This window comes from Ruegeria sp. AL7, from assembly GCF_056536105.1.
Window position 1 is genome coordinate 3,055,839 of sequence record NZ_JBQFJF010000001.1, and the last position, 24,812, is coordinate 3,080,650.

The following is a 24,812-nucleotide window of genomic DNA, read 5'->3' on the forward strand; positions in this document are numbered from 1 at the left end:
CCGACCTCGCACAATTTCAAGTGATCAGGCTGCATCCATCATGCAGTCATGGGTGAAGATATTGATCATGAAGACATCGCAGCCATCGTCTTCGGCTGTTTCGGTGTCGACAGGCTCAATCTCGGTCTCCGGGGTGGTATCTAGGGTCGGCATGATATCGACGTCGTCGACATCTGCCACATCAGTGCCGTCATTCATGTCGTCGGCCCAATCAAACTCGTCTAACTGCGCTTGCAGGTTTTCAAGGAAGCTGGCGATTTCATCCAGAAAGGCCTGAATGTCAAAGCAGAAGGCTTCCGGCTCACCGCCATCCACGACTTCGGTATCGGGTGTTTCAGGTTGCGGTTCCCCGGTTTCGGTTACGTCAGTATCGGGCGCTTCAGGTTCCGGTTCTTCAGCTTCGGTTACGTCAGTGTCCGGTGTTTCGGGTGTTGGTTCCTCGGTACCGGGGGTTTCAGGTTCCGGTTCTTCGGTCTCAGTGACGTCGGTATCAGGCGTTTCGGGGTCCGGTTCTTCCGTCTCTGTGACGTCGGTGTCCGGTGTCTCGGGTGTCGGCTCCTCGGTTTCGGGGGTCTCAGTCCCAGGCTCCTCGGTCTCGGTGACGTCAGTATCTGGGGTTTCGGTTTCCGGTTCCTCGGGCTCTGCAACTTCATCCGGTGTTGTCGGGGGAACGGGCGGCGCGTTTGTATTGCCGTTGTCCAGCATGACAGCCGCGTCGGTTGCGGCAAAGTTTTGCGTAACCATCACCGCATCGAAGCCCTGCATGTCACCGGCTTCGATCCCGATCCCGATATATTTGAAATCCGGGTTTAGGATATTGGCGCGGTGACCCGGACTGTTCATCAGGTTTTGATGCAACTGGGCGACATCGTCGCTGATACCCGGCGCGCCGCGTTCGGACTGCCATGCGATGTTTTCCCCGGTGCGCCAGCTTCCTTCAAGATCGAACCCCGCGTTTTGCATCCGCTGGGTTGCGCTGGAACCGCCTGAACCGGTGTGGCTGAAGGTGTCTGTATTCAGCATCCAGGTGCTGTGATCTTCGGACGAGTCGTTCAGCTGCGTTTCAAGTTGCAGCGGGTTGAGACCGCGGGACGTGCGCTCCTGGTTTATCAGCGCCAGCATCTCGCGTTCGTTTGTACTTGCAGTCGACATATTTGCCTCCGTTTGTGTTTGTGTCCTTGCGGACGGGCTCACTTAGAGGCGGGGACGTCGCGGGTGATAGAGGGCGGCGCAATTCAGGCGAGTTTTGGCGGCCCGATGCTACCGAGACGAGATTCGCTGCGCTGCAAAGCGCCGGGCAAAACACTGCCTGTACGGAAATGGCAGCTTGCCGCACAACCTGAACCACGAGTCGGCGGATTGTATCCGAGCCCTGAAACGACAAACCCCCGGGCCATGCCTCGGGGGTCGTCAAATAGTGTCATCCAAAGCTGGACGAAATCAAAGATCTCAGAGCAGACCTTCGCGCTGGGCTTTCTTGCGCGCCAGTTTACGGGCACGGCGAATCGCTTCAGCTTTCTCGCGCGCTTTCTTCTCGGACGGTTTCTCGAAATGTTGCTTGAGCTTCATTTCACGGAACACGCCTTCGCGCTGCAGCTTTTTCTTCAGGGCACGAAGCGCCTGATCGACGTTATTGTCGCGAACACTAACCTGCATGTGGTTGTCACCACCTTTCTAGATAGAGTTGCAAGGAAATTGCAGGAGTTGGCCGTATAGCAAAGCCGCCCTAACTTGTCTAGTACTGGACCTGACAACCGGAGAACCGTCATGACCACAACATATGAAGATGCAAAACGGCAGCTTTTGGACGCGATGCTGAATCATGTTCCTTTCGACGGCTGGTCGGAAACCAGCTTTCGCGCCTCGGTTTCCGATTGTGGTCTGGATGACGGTTTGGCACGTGCAATTTGCCCGCGCGGGGCGGTTGATCTGGCACTGGCCTTTCATGCGCGCGGCGATCAGGTGATGCTGGACCGCCTCAGGTCCGAGGACATGAGCGGTCTAAAATTCCGCGATAAGATTGCCGCTGCGGTCAGGTTCCGGTTGCAGGCTGTTGAAGACAAAGAGCTGGTGCGCCGGGGCATGACGCTGTTTTCCCTGCCAGCATATGCGGCCGATGGGGCCAAGGCGTTATGGCAGACCTGCGATCTGATCTGGGACACGCTGGGCGATACGTCAGAAGATGTGAACTGGTACACCAAACGGGCAACCTTGTCGGGGGTCTATTCCTCGACCTTGCTGTTCTGGCTGGGCGATGACAGCCCGAACCATCAGCGCACGTGGGAGTTTCTGGATCGCCGGATCGCAAATGTCATGGAGTTCGAAAAGCTCAAGGCTCAGGTGCGTGACAACCCGGTGTTGAAACCCTTTCTTGCAGTTCCGAACTGGCTGGCGGGTCAGGTGAGGGCACCGTCCAAGATGCGGGGTGATCTGCCAGGCATGTTGAACCCCAGAAAGTAACGCGTCTTGGTGCTGGGCCTTGCCTCTGATGCCTGTTAGGCATTGGGCAAAGGAGGTGCCTATGACCCAAATGATGCGTGCTGTTGAGATCACTCAACCGGGTGGTCCCGATGTTTTGCAGCTGACCGAACGCCATATCCCTAAGCCGGGGGCCGGACAGGTTGTATTGAAAGTGGCCTATGCCGGGGTGAACCGCCCCGACGCTTTGCAACGCGCGGGCGCTTACGATCCTCCGCCGGGTGCCAGCGACCTGCCGGGGCTTGAGGCTTCGGGCGAAGTGGTTTCAGTTGGTGCGGGGGTTGAAGGACTGTCTGTCGGCGATCGGGTCTGCGCACTGCTGCCGGGCGGAGGATATGCGGAATACGTTTCGACCCCAGCGGCCCATTGTTTGCCAGTGCCTGCAGGTATGGGAATGAAAGAGGCAGCGTGTCTGCCCGAGACATTCTTTACAGTCTGGTCCAACGTGTTCATGCGTGGCGGGTTGAAGGCAGGTGAACGCTTTTTGGTTCACGGTGGGTCCAGTGGGATTGGTACGACGGCAATCCAACTGGCCAATGCCTTTGGCGCGCGCGTTTTTGCCACGGCTGGGTCGGATGAGAAATGTGAGGCTTGCGTCAAGCTGGGCGCGGAAAAGGCGATCAACTATCGAAACGAGGATTTCGTAGCAGCCATGCGCGCCGAAGGTGGGGCAAACCTGATCCTTGATATGGTTGGCGGTGATTACATCCCCCGCAACGTCAAGGCTCTGGCCGAAGATGGGCGGCTGGTGCAAATCGCGTTTCTGCAAGGCCCGGTGGTCGAGCTGAACTTTGCCCTGATGATGGTCAAGCGCCTGACCCTGACCGGCAGCACCTTGCGCCCACAAAGTGATCTGGCCAAGGCGCAAATCGCGCAGGACCTGCGCGAAGCTGTCTGGCCTCTGTTGGATGCCGGAAAAGTTGCGCCCGTGATGGACAGCGAGTTTGATCTGACCGAGGCCGCCGCAGCCCACGCGCGCATGGAAAGCTCGGGCCATATTGGCAAGATTGTTCTGAAGATTGCGGGTTGAGTTTAGAATGCGCGGGCGTGTCCCGCGCGTTCACGCAACGGCGCGGCGATACAGATGCCACGTGGCATGACCCAGAACGGGCATCACCACGATAAGACCTAGCAGCAGTGGCAAAGCCCCCAGAAACAAAAGCACCGCTACAATTAACCCCCAGGTTAGAGTGACTCCGGGGTTGTGACGCAGCACCCTGAATGATGTCACAACGGCAACCGGCAGGCCCACTTTGCGGTCCAGCAGCAAGGGAAAACTGACGACGCTAATCGCCAAAGCGCAAAGGGCAAAAACAAACCCAACTGCGGTTCCGACAATGACCATCGTCCAGCCCGCAGAGGTCGTAAACACCTGCGTGGCAAATACGCTGAGCGACGCAGGAACCTCGGGGCCCATCGTGTAGGTGTGAATGCTTTGCGCGACCATCAGCCAAAGCAGCAGCAGCATCACAAGGTAAAACCCCAAAACCAGAATTGCTCCAAATGACGGCGAGCGGAATACACCAAATGCGTCCAGCCAGTGAACCTCGCTGCCCTGTTCACGCTTACGGCTGATCTCATAGAGGCCCACGGCCGCAACAGGCCCGATCAGCGCGAAGCCTGCGACCAGAGGGGCCAGAAGCGGAACCAGATTGGCATTCAGGGCAAAGCCGAACATCAAAAGCCCGGCGATCGGATAAACCAGGACAATGAATACGACATCCGCCCGGGTTTCGAGAAAATCCTGATACCCCGCCCTCAGGCAGGCCCGTAGGTCTTGCAGGGTCAAGGTCTGCACCATTGGCACTTGCGTTGGATCTGCACTGCCAAGTTGCGAGACGCTTTCGGTGACGTGGTCACTTGTGGCGCCCAGTGCCTGGGCTGCCCAGCTGATCGGATTTCCGATTGTCTTAGCCATTTCTTCACCCTTCCCTGGCGAGACTTGCGCCGCGGAACGGATCCGGCATTCAGTTGCCCGTGGCCGGTCCAACCGGCAACGCCATACCTCAGTATAACATAAATTTACGAAATCTGGATCAATACTCCGGCATCGGACGGATTGCCCTGTGTCACAGTCATGTTAGCTTGATGGCAGGCAAGAGGAGGTCAGGATGCAGCAAACAGCGAAAACGGTTGTGATTCATGAATTTGGTGGGCCTGAGGTTCTGCGGATCGAAGACAGGCCAGTGGGCGACCCCGGTCCGGGTGAGATACGTATTCGGCATCAGGCCTGCGGGTTGAACTTCATCGATGTATATCAACGCACCGGCCTGTATCCCCTTGATCTTCCACATGCTTTAGGCATGGAAGCGGCGGGTACCGTTGAAGCGGTTGGGGAAGGGGTAACGCATCTTCAGCCGGGGCAGCGGGCCGCTTACGCCGCAGCCCCGCCCGGTGCATATTGCGAGGCGCGTGTGATGCCCGCAGCGCAGGTTTGCCCGCTACCGGATGGCATCACATTCGAAGCCGGCGCAGCGATGATGCTGAAAGGTCTGACAGTTGAATACCTGTTTCACCGGACCACACCATTGAAGCGGGGCGATACGGTTCTGTTCCATGCGGCAGCTGGCGGGGTCGGGTTGATTGCATGCCAATGGGCTAAATCCGAAGGCATCACCTTGATCGGAACGGCGGGGAGTGACGAAAAATGCAGCCTTGCCCGGTTTAACGGGGCCGCGCATTGCATCAATTACAGGTCCGAGAATTTCGCCGAACGTGTGGCTGAGATTACAAAGGGTCAGGGCGTAGACGTGGTGATGGATTCGGTTGGGGCGGACACGTTCGAAGGATCACTGGATTGCCTGAAACCGCTGGGCATGATGATTTCCTTCGGCAACGCCTCGGGCCCGGTTCCACCGTTCAACCTTGGGATTCTGGGCCAGAAAGGTTCGCTCAAGATCACCCGGCCCACGTTGTTTACACATATCGCGGACCATGCGGTGTGTCAGGCAATGTCGCGTCGCCTGTTTGGCAAAGTCGAGGGGGGTGAGGTCAAAATCCATGTCGATCAGCGCTTTGCCTTGGATCAGGTTGCTGATGCGCATCGCGCGCTTGAGGCGCGGCAAACGACCGGCAGCACAATTCTGGACCTGTAACGCAGTACCGAAACGCCATTGCCCTTAGAATTGGGATACTTGATGCGCCGGATGGGAAGGACAAGAGGTCTTCAATGACATACGGCGGCGGAAAAACCGCCGCCGCTGTGCCTGAAAAAAATCAGGTTTTACTGCGATTGCAGCTCTGCGGGAGATTTTTCAGCAATCGTTTCCCAGTTTGCGCTCGCGCTTTCGATGAAACCCGGGATGTCGCCTTCCCAGCGCTCCTGAATGTCTTTGGACAGGTTCAGGTACAGTTTGTTGTCGACGATCTTCCAGTGGTTCGGGTCGCCGTCGAATTTAAAGCCCATGGCCGCGCCGAAGGCACAATAGCCACCATATGCGGGCAGGTATGCTTCGGGGTTGGCTTCAAAGGCTACTTTGTTTTCTTCCGACGAGAACCGGTACAGTGCCTCATCGTGCAACGCAGTGATGCGGTAGTCGCCTTTGGTTGCCTCGCCAGCGGTGAAGTACGCCACCGGGTCATAACCCTGCATGGCCAGACCGGTCGAGCTTGCGTTGATTTCAACGCCAGCCGCCAGCGCGGAGGTTGCCAATGTGACAGACAGTGCCACGCCACTGATCAGAGATCTAAACTTGTTCATTGCTTCACCTTTCGTGAAAAGAGCCCGTTCGACACCGCGAAAATTGCCGCCGTAAGGCCCAGATTGTTGTCCTGTGCGGCCCGTAATTGACCGTCACGATAGCGATTTGGGAAGCGGGCTGATCACGTTCAAAACAATGATTTGTGATTGTGCGCAGGTGATAGAGCCACTGTTCTTTTTTGCCGATCTCGCCTCAGGCATCCGGCCTTAGGTTCAGGACAAATGCGATGACTTTGCATGCGGACATTTCACAGGGTCTTAGCAACGCGCCGCTGCCCATGGTCTGATACAGGTTCAGGCTGATATAGTCGGCTCCGCCCAGTTCGTGCGCAACCAGCTTGTGGGATTTACCACCCGCCATTCGTTGACGCACAACAACATAGCGCCGACCGCCGGAGGTTCCGGTGAAACTGCCCAAGGGCAGTGCAAAAAGGGCATACAGAAACCCGTCTGGCGCGATCACGGCTTTCCGATTCTGGGTTCCGTTCCGGCCTTGATCCGCGCGACGTTCGAGCTGTGCCGCCAGTAGACAAGAAGTGTCAGAATTATCCCAAGGATAAATGTAGTCCCGTTTGACAGCAACAACACCCAAGTCGTTGACAGCGCGGCCGCAGCCAATGCGCCAACCGAGGATATCCGCCAGATTGCCGCCGCGACCAGCCAGGTCAGGCAGCAGGCAACACCGATGCGCCAGTCCAGTGCCAGCCAAAGCCCCAGAAAGGTTGCCACGCCCTTGCCACCCTTGAAGCTCAGCCAAACCGGAAAGCAATGGCCTAGAAACGCCATAAGAGCGGCAACCTGGGCTGCATCTTCACCCGCATATGCGCGTGCGATCAGAACGGCCGCCGCCCCCTTGCCTGCGTCAAACAGCAAGGTCAGTGCCGCAGCGGCCTTGTTGCCGGTGCGCAGGACATTTGTCGCCCCGATATTCCCGGACCCGATCTCGCGCAGATTTCCCAGCCCCATGATCTTGGCAAGCAACAAGCCGAAGGGAATGGAGCCCATCAGGTATCCAACGACCGCCCATTGGAGCAGTTCGCTAGTCGAGTTGTCGATTGGGGGCATCAGGGTCTCCGGAACACTTCATTACCTGCCACATAAGTCGAAATGACCTTACCTTGCATCCGCTGGCCGTCAAATGGAGTGTTCTGAGATTTTGATTTTAGTGCAAACCGATCAAGCACAAAAGGCACATCCGGGTCGAACAGAACCAGATCCGCTGGTGCGCCTTGCGACAGGCGACCGGTGTCCAGGCCAAGCCGTTTGGCCGGGTTGAGGGCCATGGCCCGAAACAGCGTCGGCAGATCCAGCTGGCCTGCGTGGTACAGGCGCAAGGCCGCGGGCAGAAGCGTTTCCAGCGCGACTGCACCCGAGGCCGCTTCTTCAAACGGCAGGCGTTTGCTTTCTTCGTCCTGAGGGGTGTGCATCGAGCTGATGATATCGATCAGCCCGGTGCGAACGGCTTCGATAACCGCCTGCCTGTCATCTTCTGATCGCAGCGGCGGCTTGACCTTAAAGAAGGTGCGATAGTCGGCCACGTCAAGCTCGTTCAACGTCAGGTGGTGGATCGACGTCCCTGCGGTTATATCCAGCCCATTGCGCTTGGCGCGTTCCAATGCAGGCAGCGCGCGGGCCGTCGTGATCTGGTCGGCGTGATAGGTGGCGCCGGTCATCTCCAGCAGGGCAATGTCGCGGTCCAGCCCCATCCGCTCTGCCGTCGGTGATACTGCGGGCAGGCCGCGCAATGCCGCAAACTTGCCGCTGGTCGCTGCGGCCCCGGCGCTCAGCCCTGGTTCTTGCGGGTGGGCTATCACAAGCGCGCCACAGGACTTCGCATAGGTCAGGGCGCGGGAAAACACCTTGGTATTGGTGATGACGTGATCGCAATCGGTGAAGGCGATCGCGCCCGCGTCCATCAGAAACCCGATCTCGGTCATCTCGCGCCCTTCGCGTCCTTTGGTCAGGGCAGCCATCGGCAGAACATTGACCGGCGCATCGGCCTGCGCCCGGCGTGTCGCGAATTCCAGCGTTTCCGGTGTGTCGACTGCTGGCAGAGTATCCGGTCGGGTGACAATCGTCGTGACACCACCAGCCGCGGCAGCAAGTCCTGCTGACCGATAGCTTTCCTTATGACGTTCACCGGGTTCACAGACTTTGACGCCAATATCGATGATGCCAGGGGCGAGGCACTTGCCGTTGCAATCTACGATATGCCCCTCAGTACTCGGCGCGCTTCCTTCGCCTCGGGCGCTAATCCGGCCATCGTTCACCTGCAACCAGCCAGTAGACTCTGTTCCGGCTTCGGGATCGATCAGGCGTGCGTTGGTGAAAAGAACAGAAGTCATTGTGCGGTCTTTCGGGCTTGCTTCAGCGCCATCAATGCGGCATCCGGGTCAGATAGATGATCGAACGAAAAAAACGGGTGGCGGTCAAAAGTCACTCGTCGTCGGTGGCAAGAGAAGTTCAGAAATCGGTCGATTTTCAGATATTTCGACTTCAGGTCTTTGTTTATCTCCCACGCTTTTTGCGAGGTCACAACATAGACACGTTGTGCGCGAATGAATCGATCAGCCCAAACGAAGAAGACAAATCCAACCGAACAGACAAAAATCTTCAAAAAATCTCCAGCCGTCTCAATCATCCAAGGGCTTGCCAGCCAAATCAATGCAATCAGACCGGCTGCTATCTTGTAGAACCAACCATATCGCAAAGGGAAAAACCCTTGCTCCGGGCGCTGATACCATAATACCTCCTCACCCTCTGGTATTTTTTCCCGCCACCACTCACCAGTCATCCAACGGCCCTTTCGATGGCGGCCTTCGTGGCGGCGGGATCGGCCTGATACTTGATCAGGTGTTTATCGCCACCCTTGGTAACGACTTGTACGAAACTGCCCATGGTTTTAACCGCCTCGACCTGATTCAACGGTACTTTGCGTGGGCCGGGACCGGTCAACAAAGTTTCGGTCATCTCCCAGTTAGCGGCCAGTTCTTCCGATGCCAGATACCACGCGCGGATGCCAATTGCGGCGAGGCCGGCAGGTGCTCCGGTCCAGACATAAGAGTTGCCGGTCAACCACAACACAGCCATTGCACCGGCCATGGCAGCCGCCGCAAGCCATGCATTGGTGCGGATATACGCGCCCTTGTCCGGGGCAAAGACTACAGGATCAGCCATAGAATCCCTCCGGTGATCAAAAGTACTACCAATGCCATAACAGCCGAGCCTATGCGGAGCGGTTTGTTGTCAACCGGCGCGGTTTGCGGGGCCGAGAAAGGCTTGGCGCTTTCGGTCTCAATCGTTCCGCCGGTCCAATTGGTCGCCTCTTCCGTGAAAAGACCGATCATGTGAAGCCGGGGATCGGGTTCAAGGGTCGTGGCCCGGTTCTTGAACGCCGCGCTGCGCAGAACCATGACCCATCCGCCGATCTGCGCCAGCGCGGCACGGTCCAACTGATCTTCTGACACGCCGCACCCTTCGTTCAGATAGCCGTAAAGCCCAAGTTCTTCGAGGTCGGATACCGGAAAGATGTCGATGTGCTCGGGGTCCAGCCCGTCGACGCCAAGCACCTGTTCGGCAGCCCCCGGTTCGCGCAGGAACTTCGCCTCTTCCGGGCGCATGTCCAGCGTCAACAGGCGCAGGACGCCGCGTTCATGAGGGGCGACGGTCAGATTGCTCATGCAACCTCGCGCAGGTTTCGGGCCAGAAGGTCCATGGCGGCCATGCGGACAGCGACCCCCATCTCCACCTGCTCCTGTATGACGGATCGATTGATGTCATCAGCCAGGGTTCCGTCGATCTCAACCCCCCGGTTCATCGGGCCGGGGTGCATGACGATGGCATCGGGCTTGGCCAGCGCCAGCTTTTCCACATTCAGGCCATAACGGTGGTAGTATTCGCGTTCTGACGGGATGAAGCCCCCATCCATTCGTTCTTTCTGAAGGCGCAGCATCATGACCACATCGACGTCTTTGAGGCCTTCGTTCATGTCGTCATATACCTCGGCCCCAAACTCGGCGAATTGCGACGGCACGAGTGTGGGCGGGCCGATCAGACGAATGCGGTTTTCCATCTTGCCCAGCAGGATCAAATTGGATCGAGCAACACGAGAGTGCGCGACATCGCCGCAAATGGCGATGTTCAGACGGTGCAGGCGACCTTTGGCGCGGCGGATCGTCAGCGCGTCCAGCAAAGCTTGTGTCGGATGTTCATGCCGCCCGTCGCCTGCGTTCAGAACAGCGCAGTTGACCTTTTGCGCCAGCAGGTCGACCGCGCCCGAATGCGGGTGACGCACCACCAAAAGGTCGGGATGCATCGCGTTCAGGGTCAGCGCAGTGTCGATCAGCGTCTCGCCCTTTTTGATCGAACTGGCCTGCATCGCCATGTTCATCACATCTGCACCCAGACGCTTGCCAGCCAGTTCGAAGCTTGCTTGCGTTCGGGTCGAGTTTTCAAAGAACATGTTGATCTGGGTGAGCCCCGACAACACATCCGAATGCTTGGTCGACTGGCGGTTCATGTCGACATAGGTTTCGGCCAGATCGAGAATTTCGGTGATATCGGATTGCGACAGATGCTCGATGCCAAGAAGGTGACGATGGGCGAAACGCATGGGCGGGCTCCTGTCTGACAATCGGGCCGCTTATAGAAAGCCACGCGGTGCAAAGCAACCTAAGGATCAGAACCCTCTGACAGTTTTTCGCAGCCGCCTTCGGGCAGACATTGTTCACCTGGTTTGCACCATTTGCCGTATCCGCAGTCGATGGCTTTGATCGGCACGCAACCCTGATGGTCCGAGCATTTGAATCCCGGACGGCACTGCGAGTCTGTTTCTTCGCACAGGAACCATCCCGGACGGGAACACCCCCCACCCGGCAGACAGGACGAGCCGCGCGCACAAGTGCGGCCATCCTCGCATATCGTAGGAGGGGCTGTACCCGGATCTGGTGTGATCCGTTCACATTCGCCGCGCCCATTGCAAAAACTGTCACCGGGGCAATCCAGACGCGATGTGCATTTGTTCACGCCTGCGGGTGCACAACGCGCTCCTCCCGCTACGCAGCGTTCAAACGGGCCGCAGCTGCGCCCGCCACCGCAATAGGTACCGCCCAGCGGTATGCAGTGCCCATCAAAGCTGCATCTTTGACCGCCGGAACAGCAGGTGGTGCCGCATTTGAACTGGCCCGCACGGCACTGACCCTGTGCGTTGTGGAACGTCGCCAATGCCGGATTGCCGGTAAGCACCAGCCCAAGCCCGATCAGGAGGATTCGCAAGGTTCTGAGCATCGTGCCCTGATGGTCGGCGCGACAGAGCGACCGATCAAGCCCAATTCGCTTTCCATCAGCCCTCAGGCGGGTAAATTATCCATATGGAATCGGGCTTGGACTATTATTCTGCGCGGGCCCTGCTGGAATGGCAGGTCGAACTGGGCGTGACTGAGGCAATCGGGGATACTCCGGTTGATCGATATTCGGTGCCGGACACTTCACCAAAACCCAAGAAGGCAGAGGTTGCGGCAGCCATCCCGTCAAAGCCCGGACAGACCGACCCGGTAACGGTTGCGCAAGCAGCGGCCAAGGGGGCGGGGTCACTGGATCAGCTGCGCGATGCGATGGAAGCTTTTGATCACTGCGAGCTGAAGCGCGGGGCGCGGCAGTTGGTTTTTGCTGATGGAACGCCCGGTGCGCGGGTGATGATCATCGGTGAGGCGCCGGGCCGCGACGAAGACCGCGAGGGCAAGCCCTTTGTCGGGCGCGCGGGCCAGTTGCTGGATCGCATGTTGGCCGCGATTGATCTGGATCGCAGGCAGAACGTCTATATCACAAACGTGCTGCCATGGCGGCCCCCACAGAACCGTGACCCAAAGCCCGAAGAAATCGGGATGATGAAGCCCTTCCTGGAACGTCACGTGGCGTTGGCCCGGCCCGAGGTTCTGGTGGTGATGGGCAATATCAGCTGTCAGGCCGTTCTGGGCAAGCGCGGGATTACCCGATTGCGCGGCCAATGGGATCAGGCGATGGACCTGCCTGTGATCCCAATGTTTCATCCAGCTTATTTGCTGCGCCAGCCGCAAATGAAGCGACAGGCCTGGGCTGATCTGCTGGAGTTACAAGCCCGGCTGCGAGGTGAGTCATGAAGATCTTGGCGTTTTCCGATCTTCATATGGCGCGCAACCGCGCTGCTGATCTGGTGGCGGCCAGCGCTGATGCCGACCTGGTTATCGGCGCAGGGGATTATTGCAATATGCGGCAGGGTCTGGACGAGGCGATGCAAATGCTTTCGGGCGTTTCAGCGCCGCTGGTCCTGATACCCGGGAATGCAGAAAGCGCAGAGGATCTGGGCAAAGCTGTGCCCGAGGGTGTGCATGTTCTGCATGGAACGGGAATGACGGTGGATGGATTGCGCCTGTTCGGGCTTGGCTACGGTGTTCCACCCACACCGTTTGGTGATTGGTCCTGTGATCTGACCGAGGGTGAGGCCGCCGAACTGCTGGCGCGCTGCAGCGGAGCAGATATCTTGATTTCGCACTCACCGCCCAAGGGCCATGGGGATGTGACCTCGCAAGGCATGGCTGTGGGCTCGATCGCTGTTCGGGACGCGATCGAGCGGATACAGCCCCGTTTCACGTTTTGCGGCCATATTCACGACAGCTGGGGATATCGCGGCTCGATCGGCCGCACCCGGATCGCCAACCTTGGTCCCAAGGTAAACTGGTTCGAGGTCGCTGTATGATTGAGTTGGTAACGCTGCTTGCCTTCATTCCCGCCGCGCTGGCGCTGAACCTGACACCGGGCGCGGATATGATGTTCTGTTTCGGTCAGGGCCTGCGATCAGGTCCGCGCGCCGCAATTGCCGCAAGTGCCGGGATATCCGCGGGTGGAATGATACAGGTCCTTCTGGCTGGGCTGGGCCTCGGCGCGGCGGTTGCGGCCTTGCCATGGCTGTTCGATGTCATTCGCTGGGTTGGTGTTGCATACCTGTTGTATCTTGCCTGGGGTGCTGTTCGAAATGGCGCAGTGTCGGCCGAGACCCCCGTCAAACCGGCCCGGTTGTCCTTTCGGGATGGGATGCTTGTCAATCTGACGAACCCCAAGGTTATTCTGTTCGTTCTGGCCTTTATCCCGCAATTTGTGGACCCGTCGCAGGGGTCGGTCCTGATGCAGTTTTTGATCTTCGGCACAATCATCGGCATCGGTGGGTTCGTCGTGAACGGGCTGGTTGGTGTTTTCGCCGGAAGCGCGGGGCGCCATCTGGTCTCGAATCCGCGCGCCTCACGTATTCTGGGCTGGATTACAGGGGGCATTTTTGCGGCCCTTGCGGTCCGGCTTGCCATTCTGGAAAGGGCCTGACACCACATGTCGCGCATTGACGAAACCATGGAGTTCATCCCGGTTAAGATCGCCGTACTGACTGTTTCGGATACCAGATCGATGGAAGAGGACCGCTCGGGTCAGACATTGGTGGACCGGATTGAAAAGGCTGGCCATGTCGTCGCGGATCGGAGAATAATTCGGGACGAGCGCAAACAGATCGCAGAGCAGTTACGCGCGTGGGTGGCGGACAAACAGATCGACGTCGTGATTTCGACCGGCGGCACGGGTCTGACTGGGCGCGATGTCACCGTCGAGGCGCATCGCGATGTCTATGAAAAAGAGATCGAAGCCTTTGGCACTGTCTTCACGATCATCTCGATGGAGAAGATCGGAACTTCGGCGGTGCAGTCGCGGGCGACGGGGGGCGTTGCGGGGGGGACATACCTGTTCGCCTTGCCCGGCAGCCCGGGGGCCTGCAAGGACGCGTGGGACGGTATTTTGGAAAAACAGTTCGATTATCGCCATCGCCCGTGCAATTTTGTGGAAATAATGCCCAGATTGGACGAACATCTGCGACGGAAGTAGACTGGTCATACGTTCCATTCCGTATAACCGCCTTGTGGCTTGGCATATTTCCTGATCCAGCTACATGTTGTGGACGGCAGCGTGGTGCAACCGGGGTAACTGATTGATGCGATTTCTGCGGCATAGTCTTGTCGGTATTTTTCTGGCGTTTCTGGCGCTGGCTTTGTTGTTCGTTGCTGCACAGATGATCGTTGGGGCCGTTCAGGAGGCTTTGACGCACGATAACGCGACACCTCCCGCTCGAGAAAGGATCTTTGCTGTTTCGGTTCAGCCTGCCGAGGCGGAAACCGTCACTCCATATCTTGAAGCTTTCGGAGAGGTTCAAAGCCGCCGCAGACTGGAGTTGCGCGCGGCGCTTGGTGGTCGCGTTGTCGCGCTGGCAGAAGATTTTGAAGATGGTGGAATTGTTGAGGCAGGCGAAGTGCTGGTTGAACTGGATCCGGCAGATGCACAATCCGCGCTGGATCGGGCCAAGTCTGATCTCTTGGACGCTCAGTTTGAAGAGCGCGATGCAGAACGCTCATTGCTGCTGGCGCAGGACGAGCTGAAATCGGCCGAGGCTCAGGCGGAACTGCGGCAAAGGGCGTTGCAACGCCAACGGGATCTGGAATCACGGGGCGTAGGGGCCGCCGCCAGCGTGGAAGAGGCCGAACTGGCTGCCGCAGCGGCGCAACAGGCCGTACTGGCGCGGCGTATTGCGCTGGCACAGGCTGAATCCCGTGTGGATCAGGCATCAACCCTGTTGGCCCGCGCCATGATAGCACTGGAAGCTGCGGAACGTGATCTGGGCGACATGACAATCCGGGCAGGCTTTGGCGGTACTTTAACGGATGTGACGCTTGTGGAAGGGCGGCTGGTATCGGCAAATGAAAAGCTGGCGGAACTGGTTGATCCCAACGACCTTGAGGTGGCATTTCGGGTGTCAACTGCGCAATATGTGCGGCTTCTGGATGGCGGTGATCGTCTGATCAACGCGCCGGTCACCATATCGCTCGAAGTGACAGGGACCGATCTGACCGCAATTGGCCAGATTAGTCGCGACAGCGGGTCTGCCGGTGAAGGCCAGACCGGGCGGTTGATCTATGCCCGTCTGCAAGAGGCATCGGGGTTTAAACCCGGGGATTTCGTTACGGTTTCAGTTCAGGAACAACCGCTTGTCGGAGTTTACCGGTTGCCGTCCTCGGCCCTTGATGCATCCGGAACAGTTCTGGTGCTTGGCCCTGATGACCGTTTGGAAAGCCTGCCGGTTCAACTCATCCGCCGCCAGGGGGACGAGGTTCTGCTGCGGGGCGACGGTTTGGAAGGGCGAGAGGTCGTCGTCGGGCGAACCCCCCTGCTTGGGTCGGGCGTGCGGGTGCGGCCCCTGCGGTTTGAGGCGGGTGCAGACCCCGGAATGGTCGAGCTGACGGACGAGAAGCGCGCCGAACTTGTGGCGCAAGTCGAGGCGAACAGTGCGATGCCTCCGAAGGAAAAGACGCAGGTTCTAACCCGGCTGCGCGAAGCTCGTGTGCCGACGTCTTTGGTGCGCAGTATTGAAACCAGGGCTGGGGGATAAACGCCATGATGCGCGAGATACCTGGCGCGGCGGGCGGCATTCTCAGTTACTTCACGCGGCATCGGACAGTTGCCAACCTGCTGTTGCTTGTCATGCTGGTTCTTGGCGCGGCGGCAATCCCGAACATGCGGGCGCAGTTCTTTCCGGACGTCATTCTGGAACGCGTCGATGTATCCGTGACCTGGGAAGGCGCCGGGCCCGAGGACATGGACGCCGGAATCGTGCAGTTGCTGGAACCTGCGCTGCTGGCCGTCGAAGGGGTGATCAGCACCGAGGCTTCCTCGCATCATGAATGGACCCGGATCAGGCTGGAATTCGAACCCAACTGGGATGTGTCCCGCGCTGTCGAGGATGTTAGGACCGCCGTAGACGCTGTCACAGATCTGCCGGAAGACGCTGAGGAGCCCAAGATTCAACGCGGGGCGTGGCGTGATCGGGTGACGGATGTAGTGATCACGGGGCCGACCGATACTGCTCAACTGGCGAAGCTGACGGATGAGCTTATCAATCGTTTATTCGCATCTGGTGTGACCCGCACGACAATCCGAGGTATTGCCGCACCGCGCATTGTTGTCGAAGTCACCACAGCGCAATTGATTGCCAATGATATCTCAATGGCGGAAATCGCGGCGGCGATCGGGGCTGAAGTCACCACGGATCCTGCGGGTGATGTGGAAGGCGCTGGGGCTCGTATCCGGGCAGGGACTGAGAAACGCACGCCCGAACAGATCGAAGGCATCGCGCTGCGGGTGAACGAAGATGGGTCGAAGCTGAAGGTTGGTGACATAGCAACACTTCGGATCGAAGACGTCACCCGGCACCGCAGCTATTATGTGGGCGACAATCCCGCCATGTCCATCAGAGTGGACCGGTCGAACCTGGGCGATGCGATAGGCATTCAGCACACGGTCGAGGACGTAGCCCGCGAGATGCAGGCCAGCCTGCCTGAAGGTGTGAGAATTGATCTGATCCGTACCCGGGCGCAAGCGATTACCGACCGGCTGAACATCCTCGTGGATAACGGGCTGATGGGGCTGGGGCTGGTTGTCATCCTGTTGTTCCTGTTTCTGAATGCGCGCATTGCGTTTTGGGTCGCGGCGGGTATCCCGGTGGCGATGTCGGCGGCGATCGCGCTGATGTATCTGGGCGGTCTGTCGCTGAACATGGTTTCCCTGTTCGGTCTGATCATCACCTTGGGGATCGTCGTAGATGACGCCATTGTCGTGGGTGAGCACGCCGATTTTCGTGCCCGTCGATTGGGTGAGACACCTGTGGAAGCCGCTGAGCGTGCCGCCCGTCGAATGGCAATGCCGGTTCTGGCCGCCACGGTAACGACCGTGATTGCGTTTTTCGGCCTGACGTTGGTTGGAGGACGTTTCGGAGAACTGATCCGCGATATCCCCTTCACGGTGATCGCAGTTCTGGTTGCATCGCTGGTGGAATGCTTCCTGATCCTGCCCAATCACATGGCGCACGCAATTGCGCATTCGGCCAAGGAACACTGGTACGATCTGCCGAACCGTGTCGTCAATCGTGGTTTTCGTTGGGTTCGGGATCACTTGTTCCGCCCGTTGATCGCCTGGGTGATCTGGGCGCGTTATGTGGTCGCCGCGCTGATGATCGCCATCCTGGCCAGTCAGGTCGCATTGTTCATTCGTGGCGACGTGAACTGGCGGTTCTTCAACGCACCTGAACGCAGTTCAGTCAGCGGCGGGTTTATTATGCGCGAGGGGTCGACCCGGTCAGATACGCTTGAAATGATGCGCATTCTACAGGACGCAACCAACGAACTGGGCCGGATCTACGAAGAGCGTCATGGCCGAAATCCAATTGACTATGTCCTGGCCGAAGTTGGGGGCAATGCCGGGCGTGCGCTTGCTGCGGCTGACGGCAAGGACGGCAGTGTGCTGGGTGGTATTTCGATTGAATTGATCGACGCCGATCTGCGCCCCTATTCGAGTTTTGAGTTTGTGGGCGAGCTACAGGATTTCGTACCGCGCCACCCCAAGGTCGAAGTGATCAGCTTCCGCGGTTGGCGGTCCGGCCCCGGCGGCGACGCCATCGACGTGCAATTCTATGGCTCGGACGTAAATGTCCTGAAAGCCGCATCAGAAGATTTGCATACCGCGCTGTCGAGGTTTCCTGAAGTCTCGGCGCTTGAGGACACTTTGGCATATGACAAGGAAGAGTTTCTTCTTGATCTGACGGCACAGGGTCAGGCGCTGGGCTTTCGGATCGAAACGCTGGGGCGGGCTTTGCGCAACCGTTTAAACGGGATTGAGGCCGCAACCTTCCCCGACGGGCCGCGCAGTGCCGAGATCCGTGTCGAACTGCCCGAAGGTGAACTGACGGCAGATTTTCTGGAACGAACTCTGATGCGTTCTCCTGACGGGGTCTATGTACCGCTGGCTGATATCGTTTCGGTCGAACGCAAGTCCGGGTTTTCGACGGTTCGGCGTGAAAACGGCCTGAGGGTGGTTTCGGTAACAGGTGACATCTCGGAGGACGATCCGGCACGGGCCGCCGAAATTGAACGCGTGATGCAGGACGAGATCCTGCCCAATATCGCGGCCGAAAGGCAGGTTGAGTGGCGCATGTCGGGTCTGAGCGAACAGGAAAACGAGTTCCTGTCCGAGGCCCGCAATGGTCTGATCCTGTGCCTGACTGGTATTTACCTTGTACTGGCCTGGGTTTTTGCCAGCTGGACACGGCCCCTTGTGGTTATGGCGATTATTCCCTTTGGCCTGGTAGGGGCAATCTGGGGCCATTACATCTGGGAGGTGCCGCTTAGCATGTTCACGGTGGTCGGGTTGCTGGGCATGACAGGCATCATCATCAACGACTCGATCGTTTTGGTGACCACGATTGACGCATACCAGCAGGATCGCGGATTGATTCCGTCTATTCTGGATGGCACGGCGGACAGGTTGCGACCTGTCATGCTGACCACGCTGACCACGGTTCTTGGCCTTGCGCCCTTACTATATGAAGGCTCTCAACAGGCGCAGTTCCTGAAACCGACAGTAATCACACTGGTCTACGGGCTTGGTTTCGGAATGTTGCTGGTGTTGGTACTTGTGCCTGCCTTGCTGGGAGTTCTCAATGACGTGGCACGTCCGATGACAGCCATGCGCCGCGCGGCGCGGGCCCCTGACAAGGTTGTTCGTGGCGCGTTGGCCGGAACCGGCGCGATGCTTGGGGTCTGGTTTGCCTTGACGATGATCTGGCCTGCCATCAACGGTGCACCGCTTGCCATATTACAAGGTCTTTATCCCGGTGATGATGGCATTGCCGCATTGAAAATGGGGCTGGGCGCGTTTGTTGCCGGAGCTGTGCCGATTGTGATTCTGAGCATTGCTGCCTCAGGCATGCTTTATGGTCGCCTCACGAAATCGGCAGATGCTTAAACCGTACGCAAGGCATATTCCATAAGCTCAATGACCCGCGCGCTCATGGGCAGGTTGCCCTGGCGTATCTGATCGACGGGAAACCACCGGGCATCCAATGCGTCGTCACCGGCCTTTGGCGTGCCCGAGCGATACTGGCAGGCGACCCCGACCAGCAGGTAATGGGACACGATCAGCCCATCTGGGGTTCGGCGCACAAGGTCCAGATTTTTCAGATAATGTGACGACTGCGCGATCACCGAGGTTTCTTCCAGCAATTCGCGTTGTGCCGCTTCCAATACGGTTTCACCCCATTCGACATGGCCACCGGGAAACCCCCACAGCCCGGCGTCGGGCTGCTTGCTGCGCTGAACCAGAAGAACCTGATCCTGATGCAGAACAACGGCCAGGGCACCGATTTTTGGTGATTGGGTCATGAATTCAGCCTGCGCTGCAGCCCTGAATATCAACTGCGTGATTGGCGCCCAGAACTGTAATCCGGATTTCAGACCGATCCAGTGCAAAGGGTGTGCCCGATGCATTGATAATCTCGGCCTCGGCCACCAACGTATCACCTTGCCGTTGCGCAACCGGCTGCGACGCCCAGAGGGAGGGATTGCCGGGTTCGATCACAGCCACTTCATGACCACCTGCCGATGGCATGGTCACTCGTGCTTCGATACGCATACCATCTTTAGTCGGCGTCAGACGACAGGTGGCACTGGACACGCGAGCTTCTTGCGCGGAATAAGGGCGTTGCGCCAGTGCGGCGGCAATCGCGGGATGGCGCCCGGCATTGGCGTCGAGTGTGTGGTCAAAGCCCAGACGTTCCGGAATACAAACGTCTTTGCAAACGCCCAGATCCATTTCGCCCTGCAATCGGACCGGCTTGGCAGGGTTGCGCGGCGTAATCTCAATCGGAAGGACCAGTTGGTTCTTGTAACCGATCGACTGCAACCCGTTCTGATCGAAGACATCGGGGGCAGGCCATGTGATTTCAACACGCCCGACATTGCTTGAGCGTTTCCAGTTGATTTCCGGCGGGATGCCAGCATCTCCAGGCGCGCGCCAGTAGGTTTTCCAACCATCCTCAAGCGTCAGCTTCAAGGCGGTAAGATAAGTGCCGTTTGCAGTCCGTCCGCCATCCAGAACATCCAGCTGAACCACGCCGTCCAGACCCTGAGCGGCAACCGGGGCGGATAGATGCAGGCAAACGAGTGCGGCGACAGCAGTGTGTTTCATCGACATCTTCATCCCTCTTAAATGCGCGGCGTTGACCCGGATTCCAAGTCACGTTCTGTTCACTGGGATGAAATCCGCTAAAATACCTGTTGTTCTCTTGCCAATAGACATGCTGCGGGGCCATTGTTGAGGTGTTCTGAGAAAGAGATGGCGGCCCATGGACCTGACCGGAAAACTGTTGATTGCGATGCCCGGTATGGGAGATCCGCGATTCGACCATTCGGTGGTGTATGTGTGCAGTCATGGTGACGACGGTGCCATGGGTTTGATTGTGAACAAGCCCTCGGACCTGCGGATCAAGACTTTGCTGGGTCAACTGAACATCGCCTGCCGTGTTCCGATTGTCGGCGAACGCCTTGTGCATTTCGGTGGGCCGGTCGAGATGTCACGCGGCTTTGTCCTTCACAGCGCCGATTACGAGGCCAACCTGCATTCAATGCAGATTTCCGAGGATTTCAGCATGACGGCGACACTTGATGTGCTCGAGGATTTGGCGTCAGGCACTGGGCCGCTGAACTCGATGCTGGCGCTGGGTTATTCCGGCTGGGGGCCCGGTCAGCTTGAGGATGAAATTGCCATGAACGGCTGGCTAACCACCGAAGCAACGTCGAAACTTGTTTTCGATGTGCCCGATGATGCGAAATGGGAGGCAGCGTTGGCTTCTTTGGGCGTGGACCCGCTGACCCTTTCTGCCAGCGCGGGGCGGGCGTGATCAGCTGTCACGGGGTGCCGCCGCGCGCCGCAGCCGGTCATTGATTGCCGCCCCCAAACCCGTGTCAGGGATCGGAGAAACGGCAATCGGTCGCCCGGTTTCGTTCAGCTGATGCAGAAACGCAAACAGATTTGCCGCCGCTTCGGTCAAGTTGCCAGTGGCGGACAAGTTCAGGTCGCACTCTACCTGCCCAAATCCCAGAAACACCTCGTCACCCTGACGGGTTTTGGCATTCAAACGGACCGGAGCGTCCGGCGCATAGTGTGATTGCAACTGGCCGGGGGCGGTCAGAAGATCACCGGATTGATGCAAATGCAGTCGCGTTTTCAGCGTCTCTTCGACCTGCTCCAGCGCGATGCCACCTGGACGCAAAAGTGCAGGTTCCCCAGCCAGGCCGATGATGGTGGACTCAAGCCCGACATCGCACGGCCCGTCATCCAGAACAGCCGCAATCTTGCCGCCAAGACCCGACCAGACATGATTTGCCGTGGTCGGACTGATCTGACCCGACGGGTTTGCCGAAGGCGCTGCAACCGGGCCATCAAATTCGGCCAGCAGCGCGCGCGCTGTCGGATGTGCCGGAACGCGCACGGCCAACGTATCCAAACCTGCCGTCACCAGCGATGAAATCCCGTGCCCTTCGCGCAAGGGCAAAACCAAGGTAAGCGGACCGGGCCAAAAGGCCTGCGCCAGATGCTCGGCCTGATCTGACCATTGCACATACCGTTGCGCCGCGGCGACCGAAGCGACATGTGCGATCAGCGGATTGAAGCTGGGCCGCCCCTTGGCCTCGTAGATCGATGCCACCGCCTGCCCGTTGCGGGCATCGCCGCCCAGGCCATAGACCGTCTCGGTCGGGAAAGCGACCAGAAGGCCCTGTCGCAACATATCTGCAGCCCGCGCGATACCGCCGGGATCCGCCGTCAATTCCTGAGTGCCGGTTGAGATCATAACTGGTGACGCCGCGTTTTGGTTGCTTGAAACATAAGGGACAGTAGGTAATTGATCCAAGCTCATACGCTTACCGGCGCTTGCCCACAATTCCAAGCCTGCCGATATGTTCTGAATTGTTAGCCTTCGAGAGTGATCATGCCCTACCGCACCCCAATTTCAGATTACCAGTTCCTGCTGGACCAAGTGGTCGGGTTCGACCAGGTCGCTGCGACGGATAAATTTGCTGATGCCAGCGGGGATGTGGTCAATGCGATCCTGACCGAAGCTGGAAAGATGTGCGAAGAGGTGATGGCCCCTCTGCAGCGCCCCGGTGATCTGGAACCTGCACGGCTTGAAAATGGAGTGCTGCGAACTTCTCCGGGATATGCAGACGGCTGGAAGGCAATTGCCGAAGGTGGCTGGATCGGGATCAGTGGTAATCCTGAATACGGGGGGATGGGGCTGCCTATGACCATCACCACGGCGGTCAACGAGATGATGAGTGCCGCCTGCCTGTCGCTGCAACTTGCGCCGCTTATGTCTCAGGGCCAGATCGAGGCGTTGGAGCATCACGCCAGCGACGAATTGAAAGCGCTGTATCTGCCTAAGATGATGACGGGGGAATGGTCGGGCACCATGAACCTGACCGAAGCTCAGGCTGGATCGGATGTTGGCGCGCTGTCTGCGAAGGCTGAGCCGAACGGTGACGGGACATATTCGATCACCGGTCAAAAGATCTTCATCTCGTGGGGCGATACCGATTTCACCGAGAATGTCTGCCATCTGGTACTGGCCCGCCTTCCCGATGGGGTGCCCGGCACCAAAGGGATCTCGTTATTCCTTGTCCCCAAATTCTTGCCTGATGAAAATGGTGATCCTGGCGCGGCCAATGATCTGAAAGTGGTTTCGCTGGAACACAAGATGGGCTTGCACGGGTCGCCCACCTGCGTGATGCAATATGACAAAGCCAAAGGCTGGCTGGTGGGTGCCGAACATGGCGGTATGGCGGCCATGTTTACCATGATGAACAATGCGCGCCTCGGCGTGGGCGGACAGGGCGTGGGCGTGGCCGAAGGTGCATATCAGCACGCGGTGGCCTATGCGCTGGAACGGAAACAAGGCAAAACGCCGTCCGGGACGATCATCGATCATGCGGATGTGCGCCGTATGCTTTTGGATATGCGTGCTGATGTTTATGCAGCACGCGCGATCCTGTTGGCCAATGCGGTTGCGATCGATATGGCAGAGGCCACTGGTGACGCCGATTGGGCTGCGCGGGCCGCGCTGTTGACGCCGATCAGCAAGGCGTTTGGTACTCAGACCGGGATGCGTGTGGCTGAAACCGGGGTCCAGGTGCATGGTGGCATGGGATATATTGAGGAAACCGGCGCAGCTCAGTTCTATCGCGATGCGCGTGTCACTGCGATCTACGAGGGCACCAACGGCATTCAGGCGATGGACCTTGTTGCGCGGAAGATGATGGACGGGGGCGAGGCTGCTTCGAACCTGCTGGATGAGATTGAAGACCAGGCTGAACGCGCCCGTGCAACACTGCCTGATCTGGCGGGTCCTGTTTGGGAAGCCACCGAAACGCTGCGCGAGGCGACAGAATGGCTGGTGGCACAGGACGATATGAATAACCGCTTTGCAGGCGCAGTTGCTTATCTGCAGGCTTTTGCCCGAGTGCTGGGCGGACACTATCACCTGACCGCAGCCCTTGCCGACCCAGAGGGGCCGCGGGCGAAACTGGCGCGGTATTATATCAACGCCCTGTTGCCCGAACATACGGGCCTTTTGGCACGGGCACAGAACGGGGCGGATGACCTTTTCGCGCTGAGCACGGACGAGTTTGCAGTTTGATGGACGGGGATCACGTATTGGGGATCAGATATCCGTGGTCTGAACCGCCCGCGCAGGGCGAAGCCACCGAGATTGCCCAAGGTGTTCTCTGGATGCGCCTGCCCCTGCCTATGGCGCTGGACCATGTAAATATCTATGCACTGGACGATGGCGACAGCTGGACCGTGATCGATACAGGGCTGTCCTCGAACAAGACGCGGCGCATCTGGGAAGCGTTGATGGCCGGACCTCTTGCAGGCAAGCCGATCAGGCGGGTGGTGGTGACTCACCACCATCCCGACCATGTTGGCAATGCCGGATGGTTTCAGACGGAACACGGCGCCGAGCTGGTGACAAGCCGCACCTCGTGGCTGTTTGCGCGGATGCTGACGCTGGATGTGCAGGAAACCTGGCCGCAAGAAACGCTGGGTTTCTATCGCAGCGCGGGCATGGCATCCGAAGTTTTGAACAAACGGATGGCGGACCGGCCCTTTAATTTTGCCGACACGGTCTATCCCATGCCGCTGGGTTTTACCGGGATCAAGCAGGGTGACGTGATCCGTATGGGTGGACGTGACTGGGACGTTCATATGGGCAATGGCCATGCGCCGGAACACGCCACCTTCTGGAGCCGCGATGACAATCTGGTACTCAGCGGTGATCAGATCCTCAGTTCAATCAGTCCCAATCTGGGTGTCTATGCGACCGAACCCATGGCAGATCCGGTGTCAGGATGGATGGAGGCCTGTGAGAGGCTTCAGGTACTCGCCCGTCCCGATCATCTGGTTTTAGGCGGGCACAAATTGCCCTTCACCGGTCTGCCGTTGCGCATGAAGCAGTTGATTGACAACCACCATGGCGCGCTGGAACGGTTGCTGGATCATCTGGATCAGCCCAAATCTGCCGCTGACTGCTTTATGCCGCTGTTCAAACGTACAATCCAAGAGGGTGAGTATGGCCTTGCGCTGGTTGAGGCGGTTGCACATGTAAATCACCTCTACCACATTGGTGCAGTAACCCGGACGCAACGCGCGGATGGGGCATGGTTATATCAGCGCAAAGGGTAGA

Annotated in this window: 27 protein-coding genes; 12 read left to right on the forward strand and 15 right to left on the reverse strand. The window is 58.4% G+C overall.

All coding sequences use genetic code 11. From position 1 onward, the window contains the following. Window positions 1-24: 24 nt before the first annotated feature. Window positions 25-1,152, reverse strand: a complete 1,128-nt coding sequence (locus tag ACR3E2_RS15310; RefSeq protein ID WP_480483031.1) for a CAP domain-containing protein — start codon at window positions 1,150-1,152, stop codon at window positions 25-27. Between the two features lie 297 nt (window positions 1,153-1,449). After that, window positions 1,450-1,656, reverse strand: a complete 207-nt coding sequence (gene rpsU / locus ACR3E2_RS15315; protein WP_005614280.1) for a 30S ribosomal protein S21 — start codon at window positions 1,654-1,656, stop codon at window positions 1,450-1,452. A 111-nt stretch (window positions 1,657-1,767) separates the two neighbouring features. On the opposite strand from rpsU, the gene ACR3E2_RS15320 reads away from it, so the two are divergent. Beyond that, complete coding sequence (locus tag ACR3E2_RS15320) at window positions 1,768-2,460, forward strand: COQ9 family protein (RefSeq protein WP_480483033.1); 693 nt, start codon at window positions 1,768-1,770, stop codon at window positions 2,458-2,460. Window positions 2,461-2,521: 61 nt separating this feature from the next. After that, a complete protein-coding gene (locus ACR3E2_RS15325; protein ID WP_480483035.1) occupies window positions 2,522-3,508 on the forward strand; it encodes an NAD(P)H-quinone oxidoreductase in 987 nt (328 codons plus the stop codon). 30 nt (window positions 3,509-3,538) lie between these two features. On the opposite strand, the gene ACR3E2_RS15330 is transcribed toward ACR3E2_RS15325, so the two are convergent. Beyond that, the gene (locus ACR3E2_RS15330) at window positions 3,539-4,396 is read right to left on the reverse strand and encodes a DUF2189 domain-containing protein (RefSeq protein WP_480483037.1); all 858 of its coding nucleotides are present in this window, start codon (window positions 4,394-4,396) and stop codon (window positions 3,539-3,541) included. 193 nt (window positions 4,397-4,589) lie between these two features. On the opposite strand from ACR3E2_RS15330, the gene ACR3E2_RS15335 reads away from it, so the two are divergent. Then, window positions 4,590-5,573, forward strand: coding sequence for a quinone oxidoreductase family protein (locus tag ACR3E2_RS15335; RefSeq protein ID WP_480483039.1), 984 nt, complete (start codon window positions 4,590-4,592; stop codon window positions 5,571-5,573). Window positions 5,574-5,701: 128 nt separating this feature from the next. On the opposite strand, the gene ACR3E2_RS15340 is transcribed toward ACR3E2_RS15335, so the two are convergent. From ACR3E2_RS15340 to ACR3E2_RS15380, 9 genes are all read right to left on the reverse strand, one after another. After that, window positions 5,702-6,178, reverse strand: a complete 477-nt coding sequence (locus ACR3E2_RS15340) for a YHS domain-containing (seleno)protein (RefSeq protein ID WP_480483041.1) — start codon at window positions 6,176-6,178, stop codon at window positions 5,702-5,704. 193 nt (window positions 6,179-6,371) lie between these two features. Beyond that, entirely contained in the window at window positions 6,372-6,641 is a 270-nt protein-coding gene (locus ACR3E2_RS15345; protein WP_480483043.1) for a hypothetical protein, read from the reverse strand. Then, window positions 6,638-7,243, reverse strand: a complete 606-nt coding sequence (gene plsY / locus ACR3E2_RS15350; protein ID WP_267365533.1) for a glycerol-3-phosphate 1-O-acyltransferase PlsY — start codon at window positions 7,241-7,243, stop codon at window positions 6,638-6,640. The genes ACR3E2_RS15345 and plsY overlap by 4 nt, the downstream gene beginning before the upstream one ends. Beyond that, window positions 7,243-8,523, reverse strand: coding sequence for a dihydroorotase (pyrC, locus tag ACR3E2_RS15355; RefSeq protein ID WP_480483045.1), 1,281 nt, complete (start codon window positions 8,521-8,523; stop codon window positions 7,243-7,245). The genes plsY and pyrC overlap by 1 nt, the downstream gene beginning before the upstream one ends. Then, complete coding sequence (locus ACR3E2_RS15360; protein WP_480483047.1) at window positions 8,520-8,972, reverse strand: hypothetical protein; 453 nt, start codon at window positions 8,970-8,972, stop codon at window positions 8,520-8,522. Before ACR3E2_RS15360 ends, pyrC begins: the two co-directional genes overlap by 4 nt. After that, window positions 8,969-9,355, reverse strand: coding sequence for a hypothetical protein (locus ACR3E2_RS15365; protein WP_480483049.1), 387 nt, complete (start codon window positions 9,353-9,355; stop codon window positions 8,969-8,971). Before ACR3E2_RS15365 ends, ACR3E2_RS15360 begins: the two co-directional genes overlap by 4 nt. Further along, window positions 9,340-9,858, reverse strand: a complete 519-nt coding sequence (locus ACR3E2_RS15370; protein WP_480483051.1) for a hypothetical protein — start codon at window positions 9,856-9,858, stop codon at window positions 9,340-9,342. Before ACR3E2_RS15370 ends, ACR3E2_RS15365 begins: the two co-directional genes overlap by 16 nt. Next, window positions 9,855-10,790 carry an aspartate carbamoyltransferase catalytic subunit gene (locus ACR3E2_RS15375; protein ID WP_209598687.1) on the reverse strand — a complete coding sequence of 312 codons (936 nt, stop codon included), beginning with the start codon at window positions 10,788-10,790 and terminating at the stop codon, window positions 9,855-9,857. Before ACR3E2_RS15375 ends, ACR3E2_RS15370 begins: the two co-directional genes overlap by 4 nt. Window positions 10,791-10,849: 59 nt before the next feature. Further along, entirely contained in the window at window positions 10,850-11,452 is a 603-nt protein-coding gene (locus tag ACR3E2_RS15380; protein WP_480492794.1) for a scavenger receptor class F, member 2, read from the reverse strand. Window positions 11,453-11,547: 95 nt separating this feature from the next. On the opposite strand from ACR3E2_RS15380, the gene ACR3E2_RS15385 reads away from it, so the two are divergent. From ACR3E2_RS15385 to ACR3E2_RS15410, 6 genes are all read left to right on the forward strand, one after another. Then, on the forward strand, window positions 11,548-12,315 hold the full coding sequence (locus ACR3E2_RS15385) for a uracil-DNA glycosylase (protein ID WP_480483055.1): 768 nt from the start codon (window positions 11,548-11,550) through the stop codon (window positions 12,313-12,315). Then, entirely contained in the window at window positions 12,312-12,911 is a 600-nt protein-coding gene (locus tag ACR3E2_RS15390) for a metallophosphoesterase family protein (RefSeq protein ID WP_480483057.1), read from the forward strand. The genes ACR3E2_RS15385 and ACR3E2_RS15390 overlap by 4 nt, the downstream gene beginning before the upstream one ends. After that, window positions 12,908-13,528, forward strand: a complete 621-nt coding sequence (locus tag ACR3E2_RS15395) for a LysE family translocator (RefSeq protein ID WP_480483059.1) — start codon at window positions 12,908-12,910, stop codon at window positions 13,526-13,528. The genes ACR3E2_RS15390 and ACR3E2_RS15395 overlap by 4 nt, the downstream gene beginning before the upstream one ends. A gap of 6 nt (window positions 13,529-13,534) precedes the next feature. Further along, window positions 13,535-14,077: a molybdenum cofactor biosynthesis protein B gene (gene moaB / locus ACR3E2_RS15400; protein WP_480483061.1), complete on the forward strand. Its 543-nt coding sequence runs from the start codon at window positions 13,535-13,537 to the stop codon at window positions 14,075-14,077. 106 nt (window positions 14,078-14,183) lie between these two features. Continuing rightward, entirely contained in the window at window positions 14,184-15,632 is a 1,449-nt protein-coding gene (locus ACR3E2_RS15405; protein WP_480483362.1) for an efflux RND transporter periplasmic adaptor subunit, read from the forward strand. A 5-nt stretch (window positions 15,633-15,637) separates the two neighbouring features. Then, window positions 15,638-19,039: an efflux RND transporter permease subunit gene (locus tag ACR3E2_RS15410; protein ID WP_480483063.1), complete on the forward strand. Its 3,402-nt coding sequence runs from the start codon at window positions 15,638-15,640 to the stop codon at window positions 19,037-19,039. Here the strand turns inward: ACR3E2_RS15410 and ACR3E2_RS15415 are convergent. Then, the gene (locus ACR3E2_RS15415; protein ID WP_480483065.1) at window positions 19,036-19,455 is read right to left on the reverse strand and encodes an NUDIX hydrolase; all 420 of its coding nucleotides are present in this window, start codon (window positions 19,453-19,455) and stop codon (window positions 19,036-19,038) included. The two genes, ACR3E2_RS15410 and ACR3E2_RS15415, sit on opposite strands and share 4 nt — an antisense overlap. 4 nt (window positions 19,456-19,459) lie before the next feature. Beyond that, window positions 19,460-20,260 (reverse strand): protein-disulfide reductase DsbD domain-containing protein, encoded by an 801-nt coding sequence (locus ACR3E2_RS15420; RefSeq protein WP_480483067.1) that lies wholly within the window; start codon window positions 20,258-20,260, stop codon window positions 19,460-19,462. A gap of 157 nt (window positions 20,261-20,417) precedes the next feature. On the opposite strand from ACR3E2_RS15420, the gene ACR3E2_RS15425 reads away from it, so the two are divergent. Then, entirely contained in the window at window positions 20,418-20,972 is a 555-nt protein-coding gene (locus ACR3E2_RS15425; RefSeq protein ID WP_480483069.1) for a YqgE/AlgH family protein, read from the forward strand. Here ACR3E2_RS15425 and ACR3E2_RS15430 read toward each other — a convergent pair whose 3' ends face one another. After that, window positions 20,973-21,923 carry an L-threonylcarbamoyladenylate synthase gene (locus ACR3E2_RS15430; RefSeq protein ID WP_480483071.1) on the reverse strand — a complete coding sequence of 317 codons (951 nt, stop codon included), beginning with the start codon at window positions 21,921-21,923 and terminating at the stop codon, window positions 20,973-20,975. A gap of 138 nt (window positions 21,924-22,061) precedes the next feature. Between ACR3E2_RS15430 and ACR3E2_RS15435 the strand changes: the two genes are divergently transcribed. Then, window positions 22,062-23,765 carry an acyl-CoA dehydrogenase gene (locus ACR3E2_RS15435; protein WP_480483073.1) on the forward strand — a complete coding sequence of 568 codons (1,704 nt, stop codon included), beginning with the start codon at window positions 22,062-22,064 and terminating at the stop codon, window positions 23,763-23,765. Next, window positions 23,765-24,811, forward strand: coding sequence for an MBL fold metallo-hydrolase (locus ACR3E2_RS15440; protein ID WP_480483075.1), 1,047 nt, complete (start codon window positions 23,765-23,767; stop codon window positions 24,809-24,811). The genes ACR3E2_RS15435 and ACR3E2_RS15440 overlap by 1 nt, the downstream gene beginning before the upstream one ends. The last annotated feature ends 1 nt before the right edge of the window (window position 24,812 follow it).